This window comes from Yoonia rosea (genome assembly GCF_900156505.1).
In the GTDB taxonomy this organism is placed as follows: domain Bacteria; phylum Pseudomonadota; class Alphaproteobacteria; order Rhodobacterales; family Rhodobacteraceae; genus Yoonia; species Yoonia rosea.
This window is the reverse complement of record NZ_FTPR01000001.1, coordinates 1,891,635-1,913,633: the sequence shown is the minus strand read 5'-3', so window position 1 is coordinate 1,913,633 and position 21,999 is coordinate 1,891,635. Positions and strand designations below refer to the sequence as shown.

General features: G+C 57.8%; 19 protein-coding genes. 6 read left to right on the top strand and 13 right to left on the bottom strand.

The features are described from left to right. Window positions 1–25: 25 nt before the first annotated feature. Window positions 26–820, bottom strand: a complete 795-nt coding sequence (locus B0B09_RS09515; RefSeq protein WP_076659888.1) for a sulfotransferase family protein — start codon at window positions 818–820, stop codon at window positions 26–28. A gap of 141 nt (window positions 821–961) precedes the next feature. Here B0B09_RS09515 and B0B09_RS09510 point away from each other — a divergent pair, with 141 nt between their 5' ends. Both B0B09_RS09510 and B0B09_RS09505 read left to right on the top strand, forming a co-directional pair. Beyond that, window positions 962–2,539 (top strand): DUF5928 domain-containing protein, encoded by a 1,578-nt coding sequence (locus B0B09_RS09510; RefSeq protein ID WP_076659354.1) that lies wholly within the window; start codon window positions 962–964, stop codon window positions 2,537–2,539. An 8-nt stretch (window positions 2,540–2,547) separates the two neighbouring features. Further along, on the top strand, window positions 2,548–2,910 hold the full coding sequence (locus B0B09_RS09505) for a histidine triad nucleotide-binding protein (protein WP_055293976.1): 363 nt from the start codon (window positions 2,548–2,550) through the stop codon (window positions 2,908–2,910). A 62-nt stretch (window positions 2,911–2,972) separates the two neighbouring features. Here B0B09_RS09505 and B0B09_RS09500 read toward each other — a convergent pair whose 3' ends face one another. Beyond that, window positions 2,973–3,902, bottom strand: a complete 930-nt coding sequence (locus B0B09_RS09500; protein ID WP_076659353.1) for an ABC transporter ATP-binding protein — start codon at window positions 3,900–3,902, stop codon at window positions 2,973–2,975. An 87-nt stretch (window positions 3,903–3,989) separates the two neighbouring features. Between B0B09_RS09500 and B0B09_RS09495 the strand changes: the two genes are divergently transcribed. Beyond that, window positions 3,990–4,169: a zinc-finger domain-containing protein gene (locus tag B0B09_RS09495; RefSeq protein ID WP_076659887.1), complete on the top strand. Its 180-nt coding sequence runs from the start codon at window positions 3,990–3,992 to the stop codon at window positions 4,167–4,169. Between the two features lie 103 nt (window positions 4,170–4,272). Further along, window positions 4,273–7,089 carry a DNA polymerase I gene (polA, locus tag B0B09_RS09490; protein ID WP_076659352.1) on the top strand — a complete coding sequence of 939 codons (2,817 nt, stop codon included), beginning with the start codon at window positions 4,273–4,275 and terminating at the stop codon, window positions 7,087–7,089. Window positions 7,090–7,288: 199 nt separating this feature from the next. Here the strand turns inward: polA and B0B09_RS09485 are convergent, their stop codons facing one another. The 6 genes from B0B09_RS09485 to B0B09_RS09460 all read right to left on the bottom strand — a co-directional run bounded on the left by B0B09_RS09485 (window position 7,289) and on the right by B0B09_RS09460 (window position 13,201). Then, window positions 7,289–7,660, bottom strand: a complete 372-nt coding sequence (locus B0B09_RS09485; RefSeq protein ID WP_076659351.1) for a ribonuclease E inhibitor RraB — start codon at window positions 7,658–7,660, stop codon at window positions 7,289–7,291. A 195-nt stretch (window positions 7,661–7,855) separates the two neighbouring features. After that, window positions 7,856–8,323, bottom strand: a complete 468-nt coding sequence (locus tag B0B09_RS09480) for an Hsp20 family protein (RefSeq protein WP_076659350.1) — start codon at window positions 8,321–8,323, stop codon at window positions 7,856–7,858. 131 nt (window positions 8,324–8,454) lie between these two features. After that, window positions 8,455–9,264, bottom strand: a complete 810-nt coding sequence (locus tag B0B09_RS09475) for a trypsin-like serine peptidase (protein WP_076659349.1) — start codon at window positions 9,262–9,264, stop codon at window positions 8,455–8,457. Window positions 9,265–9,318: 54 nt separating this feature from the next. Continuing rightward, entirely contained in the window at window positions 9,319–10,638 is a 1,320-nt protein-coding gene (gene glcF / locus B0B09_RS09470) for a glycolate oxidase subunit GlcF (protein WP_076659348.1), read from the bottom strand. Next, a complete protein-coding gene (locus B0B09_RS09465; protein ID WP_076659347.1) occupies window positions 10,638–11,741 on the bottom strand; it encodes an FAD-binding protein in 1,104 nt (367 codons plus the stop codon). Before B0B09_RS09465 ends, glcF begins: the two co-directional genes overlap by 1 nt. A gap of 26 nt (window positions 11,742–11,767) precedes the next feature. Then, window positions 11,768–13,201, bottom strand: a complete 1,434-nt coding sequence (locus B0B09_RS09460; protein ID WP_076659346.1) for an FAD-linked oxidase C-terminal domain-containing protein — start codon at window positions 13,199–13,201, stop codon at window positions 11,768–11,770. A gap of 90 nt (window positions 13,202–13,291) precedes the next feature. Here B0B09_RS09460 and B0B09_RS09455 point away from each other — a divergent pair, with 90 nt between their 5' ends. Together B0B09_RS09455 and B0B09_RS09450 are read left to right on the top strand one after the other, a co-directional pair. Next, window positions 13,292–13,990 carry a DUF599 domain-containing protein gene (locus B0B09_RS09455; RefSeq protein WP_076659345.1) on the top strand — a complete coding sequence of 233 codons (699 nt, stop codon included), beginning with the start codon at window positions 13,292–13,294 and terminating at the stop codon, window positions 13,988–13,990. Then, on the top strand, window positions 13,987–14,325 hold the full coding sequence (locus B0B09_RS09450; protein ID WP_076659344.1) for a hypothetical protein: 339 nt from the start codon (window positions 13,987–13,989) through the stop codon (window positions 14,323–14,325). The genes B0B09_RS09455 and B0B09_RS09450 overlap by 4 nt, the downstream gene beginning before the upstream one ends. Here the strand turns inward: B0B09_RS09450 and B0B09_RS09445 are convergent. Genes B0B09_RS09445 through B0B09_RS09425 form a run of 5 tightly spaced genes read right to left on the bottom strand, consistent with a single transcriptional unit; the run spans window position 14,322 to window position 21,953 of the window. Further along, complete coding sequence (locus B0B09_RS09445) at window positions 14,322–15,251, bottom strand: endonuclease/exonuclease/phosphatase family protein (protein WP_076659343.1); 930 nt, start codon at window positions 15,249–15,251, stop codon at window positions 14,322–14,324. The genes B0B09_RS09450 and B0B09_RS09445 overlap by 4 nt on opposite strands. Before the next feature lie 4 nt (window positions 15,252–15,255). After that, window positions 15,256–17,322, bottom strand: a complete 2,067-nt coding sequence (locus B0B09_RS09440) for a hypothetical protein (protein ID WP_076659342.1) — start codon at window positions 17,320–17,322, stop codon at window positions 15,256–15,258. Between the two features lies 1 nt (window position 17,323). Further along, a complete protein-coding gene (locus B0B09_RS09435) occupies window positions 17,324–20,077 on the bottom strand; it encodes a DUF4159 domain-containing protein (RefSeq protein ID WP_076659341.1) in 2,754 nt (917 codons plus the stop codon). Beyond that, complete coding sequence (locus B0B09_RS09430; RefSeq protein ID WP_076659340.1) at window positions 20,077–20,949, bottom strand: DUF58 domain-containing protein; 873 nt, start codon at window positions 20,947–20,949, stop codon at window positions 20,077–20,079. Before B0B09_RS09430 ends, B0B09_RS09435 begins: the two co-directional genes overlap by 1 nt. After that, window positions 20,946–21,953, bottom strand: a complete 1,008-nt coding sequence (locus tag B0B09_RS09425) for an AAA family ATPase (RefSeq protein ID WP_076659339.1) — start codon at window positions 21,951–21,953, stop codon at window positions 20,946–20,948. The genes B0B09_RS09430 and B0B09_RS09425 overlap by 4 nt, the downstream gene beginning before the upstream one ends. Window positions 21,954–21,999 lie beyond the last annotated feature (46 nt).

Sequence of the window (21,999 nt, the reverse complement as noted above, 5' to 3'; positions counted from 1 at the left end):
GGCCGTGCGGCGCAAATGTCGAGTGTTAGCCAAGTTTGGCGTGAACCTCATCGATATCAATCTCGCCAATGGGCATCTTGTTGGCGGGATTTTCGAAATCATATTTGAAGATACGAAAGTCCTTTTTGTAGACCTCATAGACGATATGCATGGACAGATCGTCGAAGTAATCCTCGACAGGATGGGCACGTTTGGGGCCGTGTCCTTCGCTTTCGTTAAAGCGCGGAATCTGCGCCAGATCGACGGGGTGTTTGGTTTCGATACCGTCCAGCACCTGCTGCATCCCGTCATTGAATTTCTCGGTCCAGAAGATGCTGTCGTAGCGCCCGCCGTTCACGATAAAAGTCGAGATGTGACCGGACATGGCCGACCAGTGGATGTCCGGCTCCATCGGGCGCCGCCAGCGGATGGTATCGCGCGCGAACAAAAGGAAGCGCCGGAAGCTTTTGATCTGGTCGAATTCAAAGCCGCTTTCAGGGTCGCCTACCTCGATCCCGTATTTCTGGATCAGTAGTGGCACCAGATTGCCGCGATAGTATTTGCCGTTGCGCTGCACGCCGCAAATCTTGTCAAAGAAAGACGACAGAATGCGCGTGTAGGGATTGCGCACACAGGTAAACGCGTAGCTTTGGTGCGCCGCCACGTTCCGCTCAATCAGCGGCTTGCTGTCGTCCAGAGCCCATTTATGGATGCCTGTCTTGGCATCATGGATGTCACCGTCAAAGAACGCGCCGTGGTCGGAATAGTACATGATCTGGCCAATGGTTGAGCAGGCACATTTAGGCACCACGCGGTAAACCACGCTTTCGCTCTCGGTCATCCAGGTTCCGGGAAAATTCGCCACGCAGAATTCCTTTTCGATTACTGTGCTCTTTCAAAGCAAAGAAAGCCTGTAACTTCAATGTCTGTTCGCGTTATGACAGATTTGAACACGACTTGTGAAAGAGGATCGAAAGAAAATATGGCACGTGTCGCCTTTATTTTGCTGTGTCACAAGAATCCTGCGGCGATTATCCAGCAGGCAGAGCAGTTGACGGCAGCGGGTGACTATATTGCGATTCATTTTGATGCTTCTGCGGCTGCATCTGATTTCAGCGAAATCAAAGCGGCGTTGGCTGGAAACGAGAATGTGGCCTTTGCCAAACGTCGCGTGAAATGCGGATGGGGCGAGTGGAGCCTGGTGCAAGCCACGCTGCATGCCGTAGAGGCCGCTGTCACAGCCTTTCCGCGGGCGACGCATTTCTACATGGTTTCGGGCGATTGCATGCCCATCAAATCTGCGAAATTTGCCTATGAGCTACTGGATGCACATGATGTGGACTACATCGAAAGCCATGATTTCTTTGACAGCAACTGGATCAAGACCGGCTTTCGCGAGGAACGACTGGTCTATCGCCATTTCTTTAACGAGCGGACGCAGAAGCGCCGGTTCTATACCGCGCTAGAGCTGCAAAAGCGTTTCAGGATGACGCGCAAAATCCCAGAGGATTTGCAGATCATGATTGGCAGCCAATGGTGGTGTCTGCGCCGTCAAACTATCGAGGCGATCCTGGAGTTCGCCTATGCCCGCCGTGATGTGATGCGCTTTTTTCGCACAACCTGGATCCCCGATGAGACGTTCTTTCAGACCCTCGTACGCCACCTTGTGCCTGCCCGCGAGATCGAGAATCGCACACTGACGTTTCTGATGTTCACAGACTACGGCATGCCGGTGACCTTCTATAACGATCATTACGAGCTGCTTTTGGGGCAAGGGTCGCTTTTTGCGCGCAAGATCAGCCCCGAGGCAGAAGACCTGCGCAGCCAGCTTGGTACGCTCTACGCCAGCGACCGGATGGATTTTGTGATTTCCGACGAAGGGCGCAGCTTGTTTCAGTTTCTGTCAGGTCGTGGCCGTGTGGGGCGACGCTTTGCGCCACGGTTCTGGGAGAATGAAACGACATTGGGGCGCAGTCGCGAGTTGATGATTATCGCCTGCAAGAAATGGCACGTCGCCAAGCGACTTGTGGCCGCAATCCAGCATCACACCAATGTGCCGGCCCTGGAGTATCTTTTTAACGAAGACGAAACCCTGTTACCGGACCTTGGCGGCATCGAGACGTCGTTGCAGAAACGCGGACGGCACCGGCGCGCTTTGATGCGTCTGATTTTCGATCATTTCGACAGCGACCGTTTGGTGATCTGTCTTGATACATCCAGCCTTGATCTGATTACCGATTTCTACACCGACCGCGCCACTGTGCGCCTGCTGGAGATCGAGTGTGCTTTTGATGATGAATATCTGGTCGGTCATGCGATGCGGGTGGGGCTTGCTGGTCCACAGACCAGTGAAGCGACGTTTGCGCGCCTTTTGCCAACCATTCGCCATGACATGGTCTATGAACGCGAAGCCATTCGCGATGCACAGTTTGTGAATGCCAGCCGCATCAAGGAAACCGCGACGACGGACGAAAATGCAGCAGCACTCGCACAGTTTCTGAGCGTGTCGCCGGATGTGGCACGCATGCTTGCCGAGACCCCCCATCTTTTTGTTGATTGAGGATACCTATGGAATACGCCTACGACGATCAGAATATCTTTGCCAAAATCCTGCGTGGAGAAATCCCCAACAAGACCGTCTATGAAAACGATCATGCGCTGGCCTTTGAAGACATCACACCGCAGGCGCCCGTGCATGTGCTGGTCATTCCCAAAGGCCCTTATATGAGCCTTGATCACTTTGCCCGCGATGCCTCGGCCGAGGAACACAGCGGTTTCATGCAGGCCGTAGCCGAAGTGTGTCGTCTGACCGGTGTCGAAGAAGGGTTCCGTGCGATTGCCAACACCCGTGCGCACGGAGTGCAGGAAGTGCCGCACTACCACATGCATATTCTTGGTGGTCGTCCCATGGGGCGGATGCTGGCGCGCTGATCAAAATTCAGGAATTTTGATGCCCTCCGGGGGAAGTTTGAAGGGACATGGAAAGACCATGCCTATTTGGATGAGGTGAGGGATAAAAATACCTCTTCCAGATGCGCCTCTTGGGTTTTGACATCCTTGATCGTGATCCCGGCATCCCGCACAATATTCAGGATCTGATCAGCAGGCGTCGTGCCGCTCTGGTAGGTGAAGGTCAGCATGCCATTGGCCAGCTTTTGTCCGGTAATCGTATCGGGCAGGGCGGGCAGATCGGCGGGGCTGTCGGGTGTGATCACCAGCGTTTTGCTGTCCAACCGTCCCAGCAGGTTGGCGGTGCTGTCGCGCACGATCACCTCGCCGTGGTTGATGATGGCGATGTCGTCGCACATCTCTTCTGCCTCTTCGAGGTAATGGGTCGTCAGGATGATCGTCATCCCTTCATCGTTCAGCTTGCGCACGTTCTGCCACAGCATGTTGCGCAACTCGATATCGACGCCTGCGGTGGGTTCATCCAGCACAAGGATTTGCGGCGAATGCACCAGAGCCTTGCCCAGCAAGAGCCTGCGCCGCATGCCGCCGGAAAGCGAGCGCGCATAGGCGTCGGCTTTGTCCGTCAGCCCGATCAGTTCCAGAATTTCGGCCGTCTTGCGTTGGTTTTTGGGTACACCATAAAGCCCCGCTTGCACGTCCAAAGACCCTGCAGGCGTAAAAAACGGGTCCAGATGCGGCTCTTGCGGCATGATCCCGATGGCCGCGCGCGATTGGCGCGGGTTCTTGTCCTGATCAAAGCCCCAGATCTTTACGGTACCTTCGGTTTTCACGACCAAACCCGCCAGAATATTGATCAGCGTCGATTTGCCCGCGCCATTCGGCCCCAAAAGGCCAAAGATTGATCCGCGCGGAATATCCAGATCAATCCCTTTCAGCGCCTCTTTGGCAGGGCTGCGCCCGGTGGCGGCATAGGTCTTTTTCAGCCCGTGAATTTCTATGGCATTGTCGGTCATGTTGTCTTTCCCCTGCGCCGCACCTGCGGTATGTCTGGTGCAGACTTAAGGCGGGGCGCGCCCCGCGGCAACCAGACAGGTAAGATCATGTCCACACCAGCCCCCGAAACAAAGATTGTGAACGATTGGCGCGTGGCCTGTGATGGCGGTGAAGGTGCGCTGGGTCATCCCCGCGTGTGGCTTCAAATCCCGCATGAGCAGGGCTGGATTGAATGCCCCTATTGCGATGCAAAGCTTGTGCATAAGGACTTTGAAGGCAAAGTCTGATCCATCCTGTTTTTGCGCTAAGTGTCGCTGTAAGGCAGATGGTCACTGGAACCATGATGCGTATCATGGCACATCTGCGCCCAAGACATGAGGGGATGAAACGATGGAAACGAAATTCGGCAAAGGCTGTCACCTGCATCTGATTGACGGCTCTGCCTTCATTTTCCGCGCCTATCATGCGCTTCCGCCCCTCACACGCAAATCCGATGGCCTGCCCGTTGGTGCGGTCAGCGGTTTCGTCAACATGCTGCAACGCTATGTTGACGGGAATAATGGCGCTGATGCTGCCACCCATGTCGCCGTGATTTTCGACAAGGGCAGTCATACATTCCGCAACGATATGTACGACCAGTACAAGGCCAACCGTGAGGCGATGCCCGAGGATCTGCGCCCGCAAATCCCCCTGACGCGTGTGGCGACCAAGGCTTTCAATATCGCCTGCGAGGAGATGGAAGGGTTCGAGGCCGACGACATTATCGCCACCCTTGCCCATCAGGCCCGCGATGCCGGTGGACGTGTGACGATTGTATCGTCCGATAAGGACCTGATGCAGTTGGTCGGTGACGGCGTAGAAATGCTTGATCCGATGAAGAACAAGCGCATCGACAGCGAAGGCGTCGTTGAAAAGTTTGGCGTGGGCCCTGACCGCGTGGTTGATGTGCAGGCGCTGGCCGGCGATAGTGTTGATAACGTGCCGGGTGCGCCGGGGATCGGGATCAAGACAGCGGCGCTTTTGATCAATGAATATGGTGATCTGGAAAGCCTGCTAGACCGCGCAGAAGAGATCAAACAGCCCAAGCGGCGCGAAACGCTGATCGAGAACCGCGCGCAAATTGAGATGTCCAAGAAGCTCGTGCAGCTTGATTGTGATATGAAGCTGGATTTCGGGCTGGATGATCTCGAGGTGCGCGATCCTGATCCAGAGGTTCTGATGGGGTTCCTTGCCGAAATGGAATTCCGCACGGTCACGAAACGCATTGCTGAAAAGCTGGGCGTTGAAGCCCCCGTGATCGAGGCCTCGGCCCCAGCCGCGACCGAAGTGGCGACACCTGAACAGGTTGGCTTTGACGCGGACGCCTATGAATGTGTGCGCGATGCGGCGGCCCTGCAGGTCTGGATCGACCGTATTCGTGAACGGGGCTATGTGGCCGTCGACACCGAAACCACTGGCTTGAATGATATGACTGCCGATCTTGTCGGCATCTCGCTGTCTGTCGCGGCGGGTCAGGCCTGTTATATCCCGCTGACCCATAAATCCGCGTCATCGGATGATCTGTTTGGATCGGATGATATGGCCGACGGGCAGATGGATATGGCCGAGTGTCTGGCGATGCTCAAACCTGTGCTTGAGGACCCAGCGGTCATCAAAATCGGGCAGAACATGAAGTACGACACCAAGATTTTTGCCCGTCTTGATATCACTGTCGCTCCGATAGATGACACCATGCTCATGTCCTATGCGATGAATGCGGGGCTGCATAACCATGGTATGGATACCTTGTCCGAACGGTATCTGGGGCATACGCCGATCCCGATCAAACCCTTGTTGGGCAGCGGTAAATCCGCGATCACTTTTGATCGTGTGCCCGTTGATGACGCGGTGAGATACGCCGCAGAAGATGCCGATATCACCCTGCGTCTGTGGCAACAGTTCAAGCCGCAACTGCATGTGAACCGCGTCACAACCGTCTATGAAACGATGGAACGCCCGCTGGTGCCGGTGCTGGCCCAGATGGAGCGGAACGGCATCAAGGTTGATCGCGATACGCTCAGCCGGATGTCGAATGCATTTGCCCAGAAAATGGCGGGGCTTGAGGCGGAAATTCAGGAAATGGCAGGGCGGCCCTTTAACGTCGGTTCGCCCAAGCAGTTGGGCGAAATCCTGTTCGACGAAATGGGGCTGGAAATGCCCGATGGCAAGAAGCCGTCAACCGGCAAGACAGGTGCCTATTCCACCGGCGCCGATGTTCTTGAAGACCTTGCCACATTGCACGACTTGCCGCGCCGCATTCTCGACTGGCGGCAACTGTCGAAGCTGAAATCGACCTATACGGACGCCCTGCAAGAGCATATCAACAAGGACACGGGGCGCGTGCATACGTCCTATTCGATTGCGGGCGCGAACACGGGGCGACTGGCCTCGACCGATCCGAATTTGCAGAACATTCCGGTGCGGTCCGAGGAAGGGCGGCGCATTCGCGAGGCCTTTGTCGCCGAACCCGGCAAGGTGATTGTCAGCCTCGATTATTCCCAGATCGAACTGCGTATTCTGGCGCATATCGCGGGGATTGATGCGCTGAAACAGGCGTTTCTGGACGGGATCGACATTCACGCGATGACCGCGTCCGAGATGTTCGATGTGCCGCTGGACGAGATGACGCCGGATGTGCGCAGGCAGGCCAAGGCGATCAACTTTGGCGTGATCTACGGCATTTCGGGCTTTGGCCTTGCGCGCAACTTGCGCATCCCGCGGGGCGAGGCGCAGGGGTTCATCGACCGCTATTTCGAACGCTTCCCGGGCATCCGGAAATACATGGATGACACCGTCGCTTTCGCCAAAGAGCACAGCTATGTGCAGACGCTCTTCGGGCGCAAGATCAACACGCCCGAGATCAACGCCAAAGGGCCGCAAGCGGGCTTTGCCAAACGCGCCGCGATCAACGCGCCGATCCAAGGCACGGCGGCAGATGTGATCCGGCGCGCGATGATCCGGATGCCTGCGGCGATCGAGGGGCTTCCCGCCAAGATGCTGCTACAGGTCCACGATGAACTGATTTTCGAGGTCAATGAAGAGGCCGCTGGTGATCTGATCGATGCCGCGCGTGACGTGATGGAGAACGCAAGCGATCCTGCGGCGAAACTGGACGTGAAACTGGCCGTGGATGCAGGGCAGGGTGCGAACTGGGCCGAGGCGCATTAAACGGATCGGTGGGCGAGTCTTGAATGTCCGCTATGCAGACGAAGCTGCCGTTGGCTACCGTTGCAAAAGCCCAGCCATATTCCAGTGTTCTCGTGCTCAGAGAATGTTAAACACTTGTTCTCGGTCGCAGCTTTGTCAACAGTGGGCGGCGGCTATGCGGACTTTGTTGCCGCTCGCAAAGTCGTTTACTTTAGGCGAGCTATGCTTCTGGAAATTCCCATCCAGAAACATTTCCACCGCACAGATCACCAACAAATCTAAGTCGGGCTTCTAACTCAGAGATAAGCTGAACATCAGGAATCATTGGGACACAAACAAGAAGGCTGCAAAGATCTTTGCCCGAGGTGCGATGTGCAATCATATAGAGGCCTTCTGCTGGCAATGACCCCAAGCTGCGCATCTTAGTTCTCGCCGCTACTGCCTTGGACTTAGTTGAAAATTGGCACTCAAACTCGATTTCCACCTCTCTTGAAAGGTCTAAACCATTTTTCGCGAGATTAGAAAGTATGTGCTGATTTTCTCGTCTTAGCGCCAAGAAGTCGGCGGATTTTAAATCTAGAGGTATGCTCAAATTTGTTTCCTTACACGAAGGTACCGAGGTTCAAGTTTGCCTTTGTTTCTACATTAGTACTGGGCTGCATCCAATCAGCTAGTTGGCGCATCTCATATCAGGTCCGCTTTGGGCTCGATGCTGACATTGCGGTCGCGAAACAAAAAACGCGCCACCCGTAAAGGTAGCGCGTCGCGGTGATTGTGTCTTGTCGGCTTAGTTCACCGACTTTGCCTCAACCAGATTGGCGTCTTTCTTCGCTTCAGACGTAATCTCGATCCGGCGCGGTTTCAGCGCCTCGGGCACTTCGCGGACCAGATCAATGTTGAGCATGCCGTTCTCATGGCTCGCACCGGTCACGCGCACGTGGTCGGCCAGATGGAAGCGACGTTCGAATGCGCGGGTAGCAATGCCACGGTGCAGGTAGTTGCGTTCGCTGTCATCCGAGGCTTTGCGGCCTGTGACAAGAAGTGCACGGTCTTTGACCTCAATCGCGAGGTCATCATCGGAAAAACCGGCCACGGCGATCGAGATACGCCATGCGTCATCATCGGTTTTCTCGATGTTGTATGGGGGATAGGTGTTCTGGCCGACATCACTGGTAAGGGCGCGATCCATCAGATCGGCGATTTGGTCAAAGCCAACGGTGGCACGGTAGAGGGGTGTCAGATCAAATGCACGCATTTGGGTCATCCTTTTCTTAAGCGATAACAATGTTTTGACCTTCCCATTGGGGACAGGCCGGTTGTGCGGGACCCATCATTGGCATCCCGATACGGATTATGTGGGGGTGGATGTTTTCGCTTTCAAGAGGCTCAGGGCTGGACGAATTTTGCACCCGTATCGTTGCGTGTGCCGCCCGGCATAAGCCGTTGCACACCCCCGCTACGTGCGGGGCCAAGCGTTGCAAAATGGTTTAGCAAAACATTCAGCGGCCCTTCGAGCGAGGTGCCAAGCGATACTTTCTGCCCGTTGATTTGCGCCATGGCCGAAACCACCGAGGCAATCCGTGTCTCGCCATCGTTCATCATGAATACCGGTGACCCGCTTGAGCCGTATTCCACATCGCAGGTCATCACGATCACACCGGTCTGCCGTCCGAGCACATCGCAGACCTGTTGCAGGCTTGGTGCATCTTCGCGACCGCGCCCGTAGGAAACAACGCCAACCTGATCCCCCGTTATCGGGCGCTGGGCAATCGCATAAGGCAGGATGCGCGTGTTGCGGATTGGCCGGTCCAGTTCCAGAACGGCGATATCAATGGCGACACCGCTGGTATCTGTTGCATCGCCGCTATGGGAATAGTCGGGGTGTGCGACGGCCCTGGTCACAGCACGGGTCGCCTGTGCCCGTCCGTCACGAAGCCCCGCCTGAAAAGAAAAACGCTCCGGCGACACCAGAGAGCCATCCAGATCATAAAGGCAGTGTGCCGCTGTCAGGATCAGGCGGTCGCGGATCAATGCTGCCGTACAGAACCCCTTGCCACGGATATCAAGCCGCCCGACGGCTTCCCAGCCTTGGCTATCCTGACGCGTCTGGAGTGTCACAAGACCTGCGTCTTGCGCCTGCGCTGCAAGCGTCGTTGCGACCCCGAGGATCACTGAGACGAGAAGATGCCGTATCATGCCTGTCCGTATCATCAGATATTTGTCACTGATAGATAGGGCAGGAATATGACATCAGCGCAAGATCGGCACTTGGGGTTCTTTTTTTCCAGGAGCGGTCAGGGCTGGCGGTTGCGGTCCGCCTGTCGCCCAATCCAGAAGCTCGACCGTATGCACGATCGGCACGTCCGTGCCGCTGCCGATCTGCATCATGCATCCAATATTACCGGCAGAGATAATATCCGGTGTCAGTGCCTCCAAGGTCTGCACTTTACGCGCCTTCAGCTGCTTCGAGATTTCAGGCTGCATCAGGTTGTAAGTCCCCGCCGAGCCACAGCAAAGGTGGCTGTCGGCAGGTTCCAGCACGGTAAAGCCGGCCTTTTTTAGCAATTCCTTGGGATAGGTTTTGATCTGCTGGCCGTGCTGCAGTGAACAGGCGGCGTGATAGGCAACCTTGGTGCCTTTGTCGTCACCTTGGGGCAGGTCCAGTTTCATCAGAACCTCGGATACATCCATAGCAATGGCGGACACGCGCGCGGCGTCTTTGGCCAGCGGATCATTGCGGAACATATGCCCGTAATCCTTGACCGTCGTGCCACAGCCCGACGTATTGATCACGATGGCATCAAGCCCGTCACTATCCATTTCCTTGACCCACGCGCGGATGTTTTTGGCCGCCGCACTGTGGCTTTCGTCTTCTTTGCCCATGTGGTGGGTCAGCGCGCCACAGCATCCCGCACCTTCGGCCACCACGACCTCGGCCCCGAGCCGTGTCAGCAGACGGATTGTTGCGTCGTTGATATCTGTGTTCAACGCCTTTTGCGCACAGCCCGTCATCAAGGCCACGCGCATCTTTTTGTCCTTGGCGGGGAATGTTTGCGGGTCATCATTGCGACTGACGGGCGGGATCGTCTTTGGTGCCATTTCAAGCATCGCGCGCAGCCGCGCATCGGGCATCAGCCGTGCAAAGGGGCGTCCGATTTTTGCCCCCAACAGGGCCACACGAAAGCGCATCGGATAGGGCAGAATACGCGCCAGCACCCAGCGCAAGGCCCGGTCAGACCACGGGCGGTCATAGTTTTTCTCGATATAGGCACGCGCATGATCGACAAGATGCATGTAATGCACACCCGACGGACAGGTTGTCATACAAGCAAGGCAAGACAGACAGCGATCGATGTGCTTGACGGTCTTTGCATCGGGCTTGCGCTCATTCTCGAGCATATCCTTGATCAGATAAATTCGTCCGCGCGGGCTGTCGAGTTCATCACCCAGCACCTGATAGGTCGGGCAAGTCGCGGTGCAAAACCCGCAGTGGACGCAAGAGCGCAGGATTTCGTTGGAGCGCTTGATCGCGGGATCGGTCAGCTGTTCGGGGGTGAATGTGGTTTGCATCAGGTCATGATCCCGTGGTTCAGAATGCCGCGTGGGTCGAATTTGGCGCGCAGGCCTTTGGTGAGCGTGGCAAGCGCAGGCACTTCGGGGTGAAAGGCCGGTACATCGGCATGACCGCGGATCAGCGTGGCGTGACCGTCGAAATCGCCCAAGGCTGCGCGCAGGTCGCGGCCTTCATCGGCCAGCGCCCAGATCAATCCGCCGCCCCAGTCGTATTGCACAGCTGTTGCGTCCAGTTTGGCCACTAAGTCCGGCGCGGCAGAGGGTTTGGCCGAAATGCGCCAGACATTGCCCGGTTGATCGGCGAAAGCGGTCACATCGCGAACCGCCGTCCACGCATCCGTGTCACCCATTGCCACATCAACAGCGCCGTAGGGTTTAAGCAACTCCTGCAGCTTGCCGGCACGATAGTTGACCGAGGTCTCAAACCCTTCAATACGCAGCATCGTTACCGGTTCGCCATCGGGTCCTTTGGGTAAATGCGCAGCCCCTGTCGCCTCAAAAGGAGACCCCAGTGCCGCTGACAGCGCCTGTACCGCTTGTCTGTCTGTCAGCCCATGCAGACGTAGTGTCGCGGTGGTTTCGACATTTGGCAGCACCTTGAGCGACACTTCGGTCAGCACGCCCAAAGTGCCGTAAGAACCCGCCAACAGCTTGACCAGATCATAGCCTGTGACGTTCTTCATGACGCGGCCGCCGTTTTTGATGATTGTGCCTTGGCCGTCAACAAAGCGCACGCCCAGCATGAAATCGCGGCAGGCACCCACCGAAATGCGGCGCGGCCCTGATACATTGGCAGCGGCCATGCCGCCCAGCGTTGGCGTGCCTTTGGTCCCCAAAAGCGCGCGGTGATCCATTGGTTCAAACGCAAGGCGCTGGTTTTCGGCTGCAAGGGTTTCTTCAATCTCGGCAATCGGCGTGCCTGCGCCAGCAACAATTGTCAAAGCGCCCGGTTCATAAAGGCTGATGCCACGCAGGGCGGCGGTGCTGAGCTCTACGCCATCGCAATGTCCGATGGGGCGTGTGCCGCCGCCGGTGATCCGCAAGGGGCCATTGGCCCCTATGATCATCTGGGACAGGTCTTCTTCGGTTTTGGGCTGCATGATACTCTACTTATGATCTGAACGTGTTAGGCCGCGCGGCGGGGTTGTGATGTATCCAGCGGAAACACTTTGGCGGCGTTCAACAGCCATGCGGGATCAAAGATGTCTTTGACCCACATCTGCGCCTCTAGATCGGCAGGGGCGAATTGCACATTCATCAGATCACGCTTTTCGATGCCCACACCGTGTTCGCCTGTCAGGCAACCGCCCACTTCGACGCAGAGTTTCAGAATTTCAGCGCCGAATTCCTCACAAAGCTCAAGATCGCCGGGTTTGTTGGCATCGAACAGGATGAGCGGGTGCATATTGCCATCGCCTGCGTGAAAGACATTGCCAACATCAAGGCCGAATTCCTTCGACATCTCGCCAATGCGTTTCAACACGAAAGGCAGCGACGAGACAGGGATCGTACCATCAAGGCACATGTAATCGTTGATTTGCCCCATCGCGCCAAAGGCGGATTTACGGCCAAGCCAGATGCGGCCTGCCTCATCTGCATCTTTGGCTTCGCGCAATTCAACGGGGTTATGTTTGCTGGCGATCTCCATGATCAGTTTGAGTTGCGCGTCGATTTCCGCGTCTGATCCTTCGACCTCGACAATCAAAAGCGCCTCGCACATGGGATAGCCTGCTTTGGCGAAAGCTTCGGTTGCTTCGATACAGGGGCGGTCCATGAATTCGATTGCGACAGGCAGGATGCCGGCCTTGATGATATCGGTGACAACCTGTCCGGCCACTTCGGAATTGTCATAGCCCATCAGAACAGGGCGCGCGCCTTCGGGTTTGTGCAGGATGCGCAAGGTGGCCTCGGTTACAACACCAAGCTGGCCTTCGGACCCGCAGATCACACCCAAAAGGTCTAGCCCGCCCGCATCAAGATGCGCGCCACCGATTTCGACCACGGTGCCATCCATCAGTACCATCGTCACACCCATCAGGTTGTTCGTGGTCACACCGTATTTCAGACAATGCGCACCGCCGGAGTTCATCGCGATATTGCCCGCAATGGCACAGGCCAACTGGCTGGACGGGTCGGGGGCGTAAAAGAACCCGTCGGCCTCAACTGCGCCGGTCACCGACAGGTTCGTGCGCCCTGTTTGTACGCGGATGTAGCGGTCATCGTAATTGGTTTCGATCACGCCGTTCATCTTGGCCACGCCAAGGATCACGCAATCGGCAGTCGGCAGAGCGCCACCGGCCAGCGAAGTACCCGACCCGCGCGGGACAACGGGCACGCCCATTTCGTGACAGATGCGCAAGACATCCGACACTTCTTTGGTAGTGGCGGGGAGCACGGCGCAAAGCGGCGGACACTTATAAGCCGTCAGCGCGTCACACTCATAGGCTCGTGTTTCACTTTCATCCGAGATAACAGCATCACGGGGCAGTACCTCGGATAGCCGTGCCACAATATGATCTTTGCGGCCAATGACGCTGGCGCTGGGTTGTGGCATTTGCATGAGGCGACTCCCTGATCATATGATTGGTAAAAAGATATTACCAATTCTGAGATATAGCAAGGCTGAAGACAAGAGGATAGGTTTCTTTCGATGCGCATACTGGACCACATGACACTTTTGAGTGCACTCGATTGGACTGCAGCAGGTCTTCTGGTGCTGTCTTGGCTCTTGCTTGGCTGGATGATCGAACATCCGCGCGCAAAGCATCCTTCGGTCACCGTTTTGATGTCAGAGCGCAGGCGCGACTGGATGAAGGTGATGGTCACCCGCGACCCGCGTATCTTTGACAGCCAGATTTTGGGCAGCTTGCGCCAAGGCACTGCGTTTTTTGCATCGAGCTGCCTGCTGTCCATCGGCGGTGTGCTTGCTCTGGTTGGCAATACCGAGCCTTTGCGTGGCGTGGCTGCTGAAGTGACAGATATGGCTGTGCCTGTTTTGATCTTTCAGATCAAACTGGCGTTGGTGGCGTTGTTCTTGACCAATGCGTTCCTGAAATTCGTCTGGTCTAATCGCATCTTTGGCTATTGCGCCGTTCTTATGGCGTCAGTCCCGAATGACCCTGACCATCCGCTGGCCTATCCGCGTGCGGCGCAGGCGGCAGAGTTGAACATTCGGGCGGCGATGAACTTCAATCGCGGGCTACGCACGATGTATTTCGCCTTGGGTGCATTGGCCTGGCTGTTGGGGGCGGTTGCATTGATCATCGCCACGGTTGCTGTGGTCTGGATTGTGTGGTCACGGGAATTTGCATCCCTGCCGCGCCAGATCCTGCTACAAGATGATGCATGAAGTATTCATTCCTCTTCGCGCTCATCACGGGACCTGCGCTTGCCGATAGCCCTGTGATAGAAAACGTCACTGTCAGCGGGGACCGCTTTAGTGTCACGCTCGCGCATCCGGACACGGGCTGGGATCATTATGCCGACGCATGGGAGGTGCTGGATGCTGATGGCAACAGTCTTGGTATCCGCGAATTGCTGCACCCGCATGTGACTGAACAGCCCTTCACGCGTGCCTTGTCAGGCGTCATCATTCCGCAAGGGGCGACGGTGGTATATGTCCGTGCGCGCTGCAATGTGGATGGGTGGTCCGACGATCTGTTCGAGGTTGTCTTGGGTAACTAGCGCCGCGACTGCGCCCCGCCCAACCGGTAGTCCGCAATCACCGGATAATGGTCTGTTGGCCATTCGCCAGCAAACTTTTGCCGCAAGACCACGGGTTCCGTCGCAAGGCTGGCATCGCCAATATGCGCGATGTGGTCGATCGCTGCAAAAAGGTTCAGTCCCCAGTTGAGATGATAGGTGGCGCCTTCGACAGGCGCAAATTCCAGGCCTGTTTCTTCCAGAACATCCAACACAGGGTCGCCAAAGCGCGCATTGAAGTCGCCCACAACAAACAGGGTTTCTTCGGCTGCAATCCACGGTGCGATCCGTTCGGCGACCAGTTCGACAGACTGCATCCGGTTGGACCGGCTGCCAAAGTCGGTATGAAGATTGATGACGCGAAACACCTCATCCGTCGCAAGATCGCGAAACTGTGCCCAAGAGGTGAACGCAGGATAGGAGCCGTTAAAGGTGCGTGAATAGATGACGTCTGGCGTATCAGAAAAGAAGAACCAGCCTTGATCAAGCAACCGCAGACGATCGTTGCGATACAGGATCGGTTGGGTAGAGGGAAAGACTGACGGATCACCAACAGCAGCGGCGGCAAAGTCTGGATTATTCTGGAGCAACCAATCCAGCGTCAGGTTGATGTCGGCCTGATTACCTCCGCCAAAGCTCTCCATTTCCTGAAACCCGATTACATCGGCGTTCATTTCTTTGAAGGCCAGATCAAGCGGCGTCTTGCGCCTGTCCCAGTCCGCCAAAGACCACGCGCCGGTGTCACGCGACAGGATAATGTAATGGACGTTATATGTCGCAACCCGAAGCGTGTCCGGTGCAGGGTCTTGCAGCGGTGTGATACCCGAATGACGCAACGTCTGGCAGCCGACTAGGGTGACCAAGACGAGGATAATTGCGCCAGCCAGTTTCAGCACCGTCGAAAACATAACCCTAGCGCCGCCCCTCTCTGAGCCACGCGCCGACCATCAACAGTGAAGCGAGAAGCAGGAACGCCCAAGCCGGCAAGAGCGGTGTGATGCTGATTTCGGCGGTCCGGAAGGCTTCGCGCGGAGTGATCCCGATCCAGCCCCGTCCGGCGGCAGGCCGTCCTTCGCGCACGCTGCGGATATCAATATCACCGGCCGAGATCGGCATGATGCCGCCCCGTGTGCTCTCGATCAGCGGGGCCAGCAATGTGCTATCGGCGATGGTTTGTTCAAACTCGCGCGGGGCAGATGGGCCAAGGGCGATCACGGCGGTCTCTTCGCGATCGTCCAGACGGTAGAGACCGATTTCCGGCGCGTTCCACAGCGTTTCAAACCGGCCAGGTGACACCTCTTCCAGCCGCAGTGTTGTTTCGGTCCCGTCAGGATGGGTGACGACGACATCTCCGGTATCCAGATCAAGCGTGCGCCGGATGATGCGCATCGTTTGCCCTGCGGGTTCGACCCAAAGCGCCTCTTCTTCAAGCTCGGGTTCTTTCATCATCCAGTGGGCCAGACGCCGCAGCAGTTCAAGCTGTGGTCCACCACCTTCATAGCCCCGATCCCACAGCCACGAATGATCCGAGGCCATCAGCGCCACACGTCCCTCGCCGACGCGGTTCAGCGTCAGCAGGGGGCGCTCATCTAGGCCAGACATCACGGTCATGGCCTCTTGCGGGACCAGCACATCAACCAAGCGGAACCACCGCCCCCACCTCGGGCCATCGCCATCGGGGTTCGGTGACAGCGCATCAAGACCTTCGGTCACAGGATGGCGCGCACCAAGATCGGTGATCTGCGGTACAAACCCTTCTTCAAAGACACGTGCCGTCGGCGCACCCGGCAAGATCTGCCCCAAAGGCGAGCGATAGATGCTTTCAGCAGAACCATATTCGGGACCTGATGAAATCAGGACCGCGCCACCCTGTTCGACGTAAGAGCGGATATTGTCGAGATAGGCGCTGGGCAGAATGCCGCGACGGCGGTAGCGGTCAAAGATGATCAGGTCGAAGTCGTTGATCTTTTCAAGGAACAATTCCCGCGTCGGAAAGGCGATCAGCGAGAGTTCGTTGACCGGCACACCATCCTGCTTTTCAGGGGGGCGCAGAATGGTGAAATGCACCAGATCGACGGATGAGTCAGACTTGAGCAGGTTGCGCCATGTGCGTTCACCCGGGTGCGGTTCACCCGAGACCAAGAGAACGCGCAGACGGTCGCGGACACCGTTGATCTGGACCACGGATGCGTTGTTGCGGTTGGTCAGTTCACCCTCGGCGGTGGGGATTTCAAATTGCAGCACATTCATGCCGCCATGGGGCAGCGTGATGGGCAATTGAATGTCCTGACCTACCGGAACCTGCACCGTCAGCGGTGGTTCCCCATCAATCGAAATCGACAACGGCACGGATGCGGTTTCTGGCGCGGCACCCTGATCTTCGATGCGCAGGGTCAGGTTTACTTCTTCGCCAAGGATCGCAAAGGCCGGTGCGTTCTGGACGACAAGCCGCCGATCCCAATCATCAGGCGCGCCGGTCATCAGCAAATGGAGCGGTGCAGGCAATGCAGGGGCGCGTTCAAGGTCGTGCAAGCGGCCGTCCGAAACGAGGATAATGCCTGCGATACGCGCCTGAGGTTCTTCGGCCAAGGCCTGCGACACGGCCGTCATGAGCGTGGTGCCAAGATCGCCTTCACCGTCGCCAAGTGACACCTCGCGCAGTTCGGTGTTGGGCTGGCGTTCAATTTCAGCCTCGATATTGGCAATGGCTTGGGCGTTCTGCTCGGGGCGCGTGCCAATCCGTTGGCTGGCGCTTTCATCCACAACCATCAAAACAATGTCGCTCAGCGGTTCGCGGTCTTCCTGCTGGATGCTGGGGTTCGCAATCGCGGCCAGCAAAGCAAACCCCGCCAGCCCGCGCAACCACCAGCCCGGCAGGCGCCGCCAGATGGCGAGCGCTACGGCAACGACAACCAAAACGGCGATAGCATAGAGCGCCAGAAGTGGGATCAGCGGATCAAGAAGCAAGGTGCCTGTCATCTCATTGCCCCAGCCTGTCAAGCAGATCGGGCACATGGACCTGATCCGACTTATAGTTTCCGGTCAGCACATGCATGATCACATTCACGCCGAACCGCAGCGCAATTTCGCGCTGTCGCTCGCCCGACATGCCGCGCCCGACGGGGAACATGCGGCGTCCGTTATTGTCAACTGCCCAGGCCCGCGCCCAGTCATTGCCGCCAATGATGACGGGCGTCACACCATCGTTGAGATTGCGGAACGGCATGCCCTCGATTTGTTCTGCGTTGATGGGAGCGGCCTCAACCCAGACATCGCGGCTGGCGTAGCGCCCGGGGAAATCCTGCAGCAGATAGAAGGTTCGCGTCAGTACGTGATCAGGTGGGATCCGTTCGATAGCAGGGATATCCAGCGCGCGGGCAATCGCCTGCAACTTTTGTCCTTCGGGAGAGCCCGAGCCGAAGCGCGCACTATCACTGTCGCGCGTGTCGAACATGATCATACCACCGGTGCGCAGATAGCGGTTCAGTTTCGCATAGGCCTCGCGGCTGGGTAGCGGTTGATCGGCTGTGATGGGCCAGTAGAGGAACGGAAAAAACGCGAGTTCATCGGTTTCAATATTCACACCAATCGGGGCGGCCGGCTCAATCGAGGTGCGCCGGAAGAGCGTTTGTGACAGGCCCAAAAGCCCTGCTTCTGCGATCTCGTCGGTTTCCGTATCACCCGTCAGCACATGTCCCAAGACCACCTCGGACGTGGCGCGCAGGGCAAAGTCATCCGTCGATTGCGCCTGTGCATCCGGTGCCCACATCAAAAGCAGAGCAAGGGCCGCGGCGACATCGGCGCGCGGGCCGCGCAAGCGCCCGCCAACAGCAAGCGAGGCAATGACGTCAATCAGCAAAAGCATAACCGCCGCACTCAGCAGCCAACCTTTCAGAGCAGTTTCACGGACAATCTGCATACCTTCGACCGCAATGCGGGCCGGCCATTGCGCCACATTCAGGACGGTTTCGGTGTCGATCACATTAACCGCAATTTGACGGTCAGCACCGGTATAAAGACCGGGCAGCAGGTCGGGCCCGGGTACGCGCCCTGCCAACACCTCACCGGCCACACCCGGCAAGGCGCTACCATCCTCCAGCCGCCCATAGGCATCCATCACTTCGTTCGGCAGCCAGGTGGTGCCTGCCAGTTCCGTTTCATCGGGGTTCGTGGGGCGTGTCGAGACCGCGAGCCGTTCTAGCATTTGCACAAAAAGCCCCGACAGCGGCAGTGTCGACCATTCCGCATTCGCGGTGACATGGACCAGAACGATCTGGCCCTCACCCACAAGGTTGCGTGTTACCAAAGGCGTGCCGTCTGAAAGTTGCGCGATCACGCGCTCGGCCAGTGTCGGGTCAGGCTGAGCCATCACCTGCGAGGTGACGGTCACATCATCGGGAATGGGCAGTCCGAAAAACGGGCTTTCCGTCGAAAACGGCGCCAAAGTCTTGGGCTCACCCCAGCTCATCGCGCCGCCGACAGACCGCCCGCCCGAACGCAGGCGCACGGGCAAGAGCGGATCAATCTGGTTGCGCCCCTGATCGGACGCGGCCAGCCGCGGTCCGGCAAAGCGCAGCAACATCCCGCCGTTTTCGACCCATTCAAGGACCGTCTCGCCTTCGCTGCCCGCAAGGCTTGCCACATCCGCAAGGATGATGACATCGGGGTTGGCCAGCAGGATATCCTCAAGCGTGCCGTCGATGATATCGGCAGTGGGTTCAAGCGCCTCGCGCAGGTAGTAGAGCGGCGACAACAGTTCGAGCCCTTCCCGATCATCGCGCCCTGCAATCAGTGCAACCTCGCGCCGTTTCAGCGCATCATCGGTCAGGCTCACGGCACCAGCAGACCGTGTGCCTGTGACTTCAAACCGTGTAATCCGGTTGCGCAGTTCGGGCGGCAGCACCATGACGGTCTCCGCCACGGGCTCTCCCGCGTTGAAAATAAGTGGAACTGTGACCAACTGGCGTTCGACACCTGCAGGGTCCAGCCCCACCGCGGTAATTGAGGTTTCAAGCGGGTTTCCTATTGGCGTGCGGGTTGCGGACACAATGACCTCTCCGTCTTCAAAGCGGGCGGGACGCAGGCCGATGGTCTGGCGGGGCGTTTGGAACACAGTGACAGATCCGCGGGTTTCCAGCTCTGCCAATAGATCGCTCCGTCCGTCCCAATCCAGCCCGTCGGAAATCCAGTATGTCTCAAACGGATCGTCGTTTTGCGCAAACCATGCGGCGGCGTCGCGGGGTTGCCACGGCTGCGGCAGGATATTGGGCATGCGGTTGCGCCACTCGTTCGGGGCGGCAAAGGGAACATCGCCCACGGGAAGGTCATTGAGATTGATGACCGCTGTGCGCCTGTCGGCAAGCGCAGCTTCGACAAGCAGGGTGTCCACGCGGTCGATCCGGCTTTGCCAGTTATTCGCACCCGCCCAAGAGCCATCCAGTAGGATCACCAGATCACCGGTGCCTTCGCGGGCGTTCTGCGGATTGAGCACCGGACCGGCAAAACCGATGATCGCCGCTGCGACAGCCAAGACGCGCAACAACAACAGCCACCACGGGGTGCGGTCGGTCTGGTTTTCGTCATCAGTCAGGCCCAACAGCAGCGCTACGCCGGGAAAGCGACGCTTGATCGGGGCTGGCGGCACGGCACGCAGCAGGATCCACAAGATCGGCAGGGCAATCAGCCCCAGCAGCAACCAAGGTGCCGCAAACCCTATGGACCCGATCGACCACATCAGGTGTTACGCTCCAAGGCGCCATAAAGCCACAAGAGCGCGTTTGTCGCACTTTCGCCGGTGTGGTGCGTCTGGAACCGCCACCCTGTGATACGCGCCAGTTGCTGCAAGCGGTCCTTGCGCTCGGCCAGCCGGTCCAGATAGCGGGACCTCAGATCGCCGGCTTTCAGCGTTTCATGGCGTAATGCGCCCGACATGCTTTCAAAGATGGTGCGCCCATCGAACGGAAACGCCTCTTCCTGTGGATCGAGCACCTGTAATAGCGCACCGCCAACACCGCGGTCAGCGGCCCGCAGAAGGGCCTCCTCGATGGGATTGATGTCACCCAGAAAGTCGCTGACAAAGAGGGCGCGCGAGTGGGGCAGCATCCCTTGCGCTTCAGGCGCGCCATAATCGGTCTCTTCTTCGCGGGACAAAAGCTCTGCCATCTGCATCAGTTGTGCTTCACCCCGACGCGGCGGAAGGCGCAGACCGGTGAGGCCAACACGTTCACCCCCACGGATCAGCAAGATCGCGCAGGCCAGACCCAGGGTGCGCGCGCGTGCGGCCTTGGTCGGCAGGTTGTCATCCGAACGGAAGGACATCGACGCCGCCTGATCGACCCAGAGGATAATCGACTGCGCGATCTGCCATTCTTTGTCCTGTACGAAATTTGCGTCCGAACGGGCCGAGCGCCGCCAGTCGATACTGCGCGCCTCATCATGGGCCTGTGCGGGCCGGTATTGCCAGAATGTGTCCCCTGTGCCCGCACGACGGCGGCCGTGATCCCCCAAAAGCACGGTCGAAGCAAGGTGCTCTGCCTCCGCAAGAAGCGGTGGCAGCGGGGCGGCAAGCGCCTCTGCCTGTGATCTTAGGGTCAAAGGGGTGGTCATGCGGCAGAGGCCACCGATGTAATCTGGTCTGCAACGCTATTGATCACGTGATGGATGCTCTCGCCCCGCGCACGTGCTGCAAAGGACAGTGCCATCCGGTGTTCAAGGACAGGAACCGCCATGGCGCGCACGTCTTCAGCCGACGGCGCAAGGCGGCCTTCCAGAAGCGCCTGCGCGCGGACTGTCAGCATCAGGGCCTGTGCGGCGCGCGGGCCGGGACCCCAGCTTACATTCTGGCGGATGATATCGGGGGCGTTTTCATCCTGCGGACGGCAGGCGCGCACCAGATCAAGGATCATTTCAACGATATTGTCACCCACAGGCATCCGGCGAAGCAGTTTCTGTGCATCCAGCAGTTCCTGCGCGGTAAAGACGGCCTGCGATTTTGCGTCTTCCACACCTGTGGTTGCGATCAGGATATCTTTTTCGGTCGCGCGGTCAGGGTAGGGCACATCAATCTGCACCAAGAAGCGGTCCAGCTGGGCTTCGGGGAGAGGGTAGGTGCCTTCCTGCTCAATCGGGTTTTGCGTGGCCAGCACGTGGAACGGCACACCCAAAGGCCGGTGCTCGCCCGCGATGGTCACTTCTTTTTCCTGCATCGCCTGCAGCAGGGCAGATTGCGTGCGTGGTGAGGCGCGGTTGATCTCATCGGCCATCAGCAACTGACAGAAGATCGGGCCTTCAATAAAGCGAAAGCCACGCGATCCGTCATTGGCCGTTTCAAGCACTTCCGAGCCCAAGATATCCGCGGGCATCAGATCGGGTGTAAACTGGATCCGGTTGCCATCCAGCCCCATCACCGTCGAAAGCGTATCCACGAGACGTGTTTTGCCCAGACCGGGCAGACCGATCAGCACGGCGTGACCGCCACAGATCAGTGCGGTCAATGTCAGGTCCACGACACGGGGCTGGCCGATAAAGCGCGCCGAAATGCTGGTGCGGGCTTGCGCCAGCTTTTCACCCAGGTTTTCGATCTGGGTGACGAGATCGGACTCTACGGCCATGACTTTCCTCCGGTTGAACTATAGTCTTCATGAGAACAGATAATCC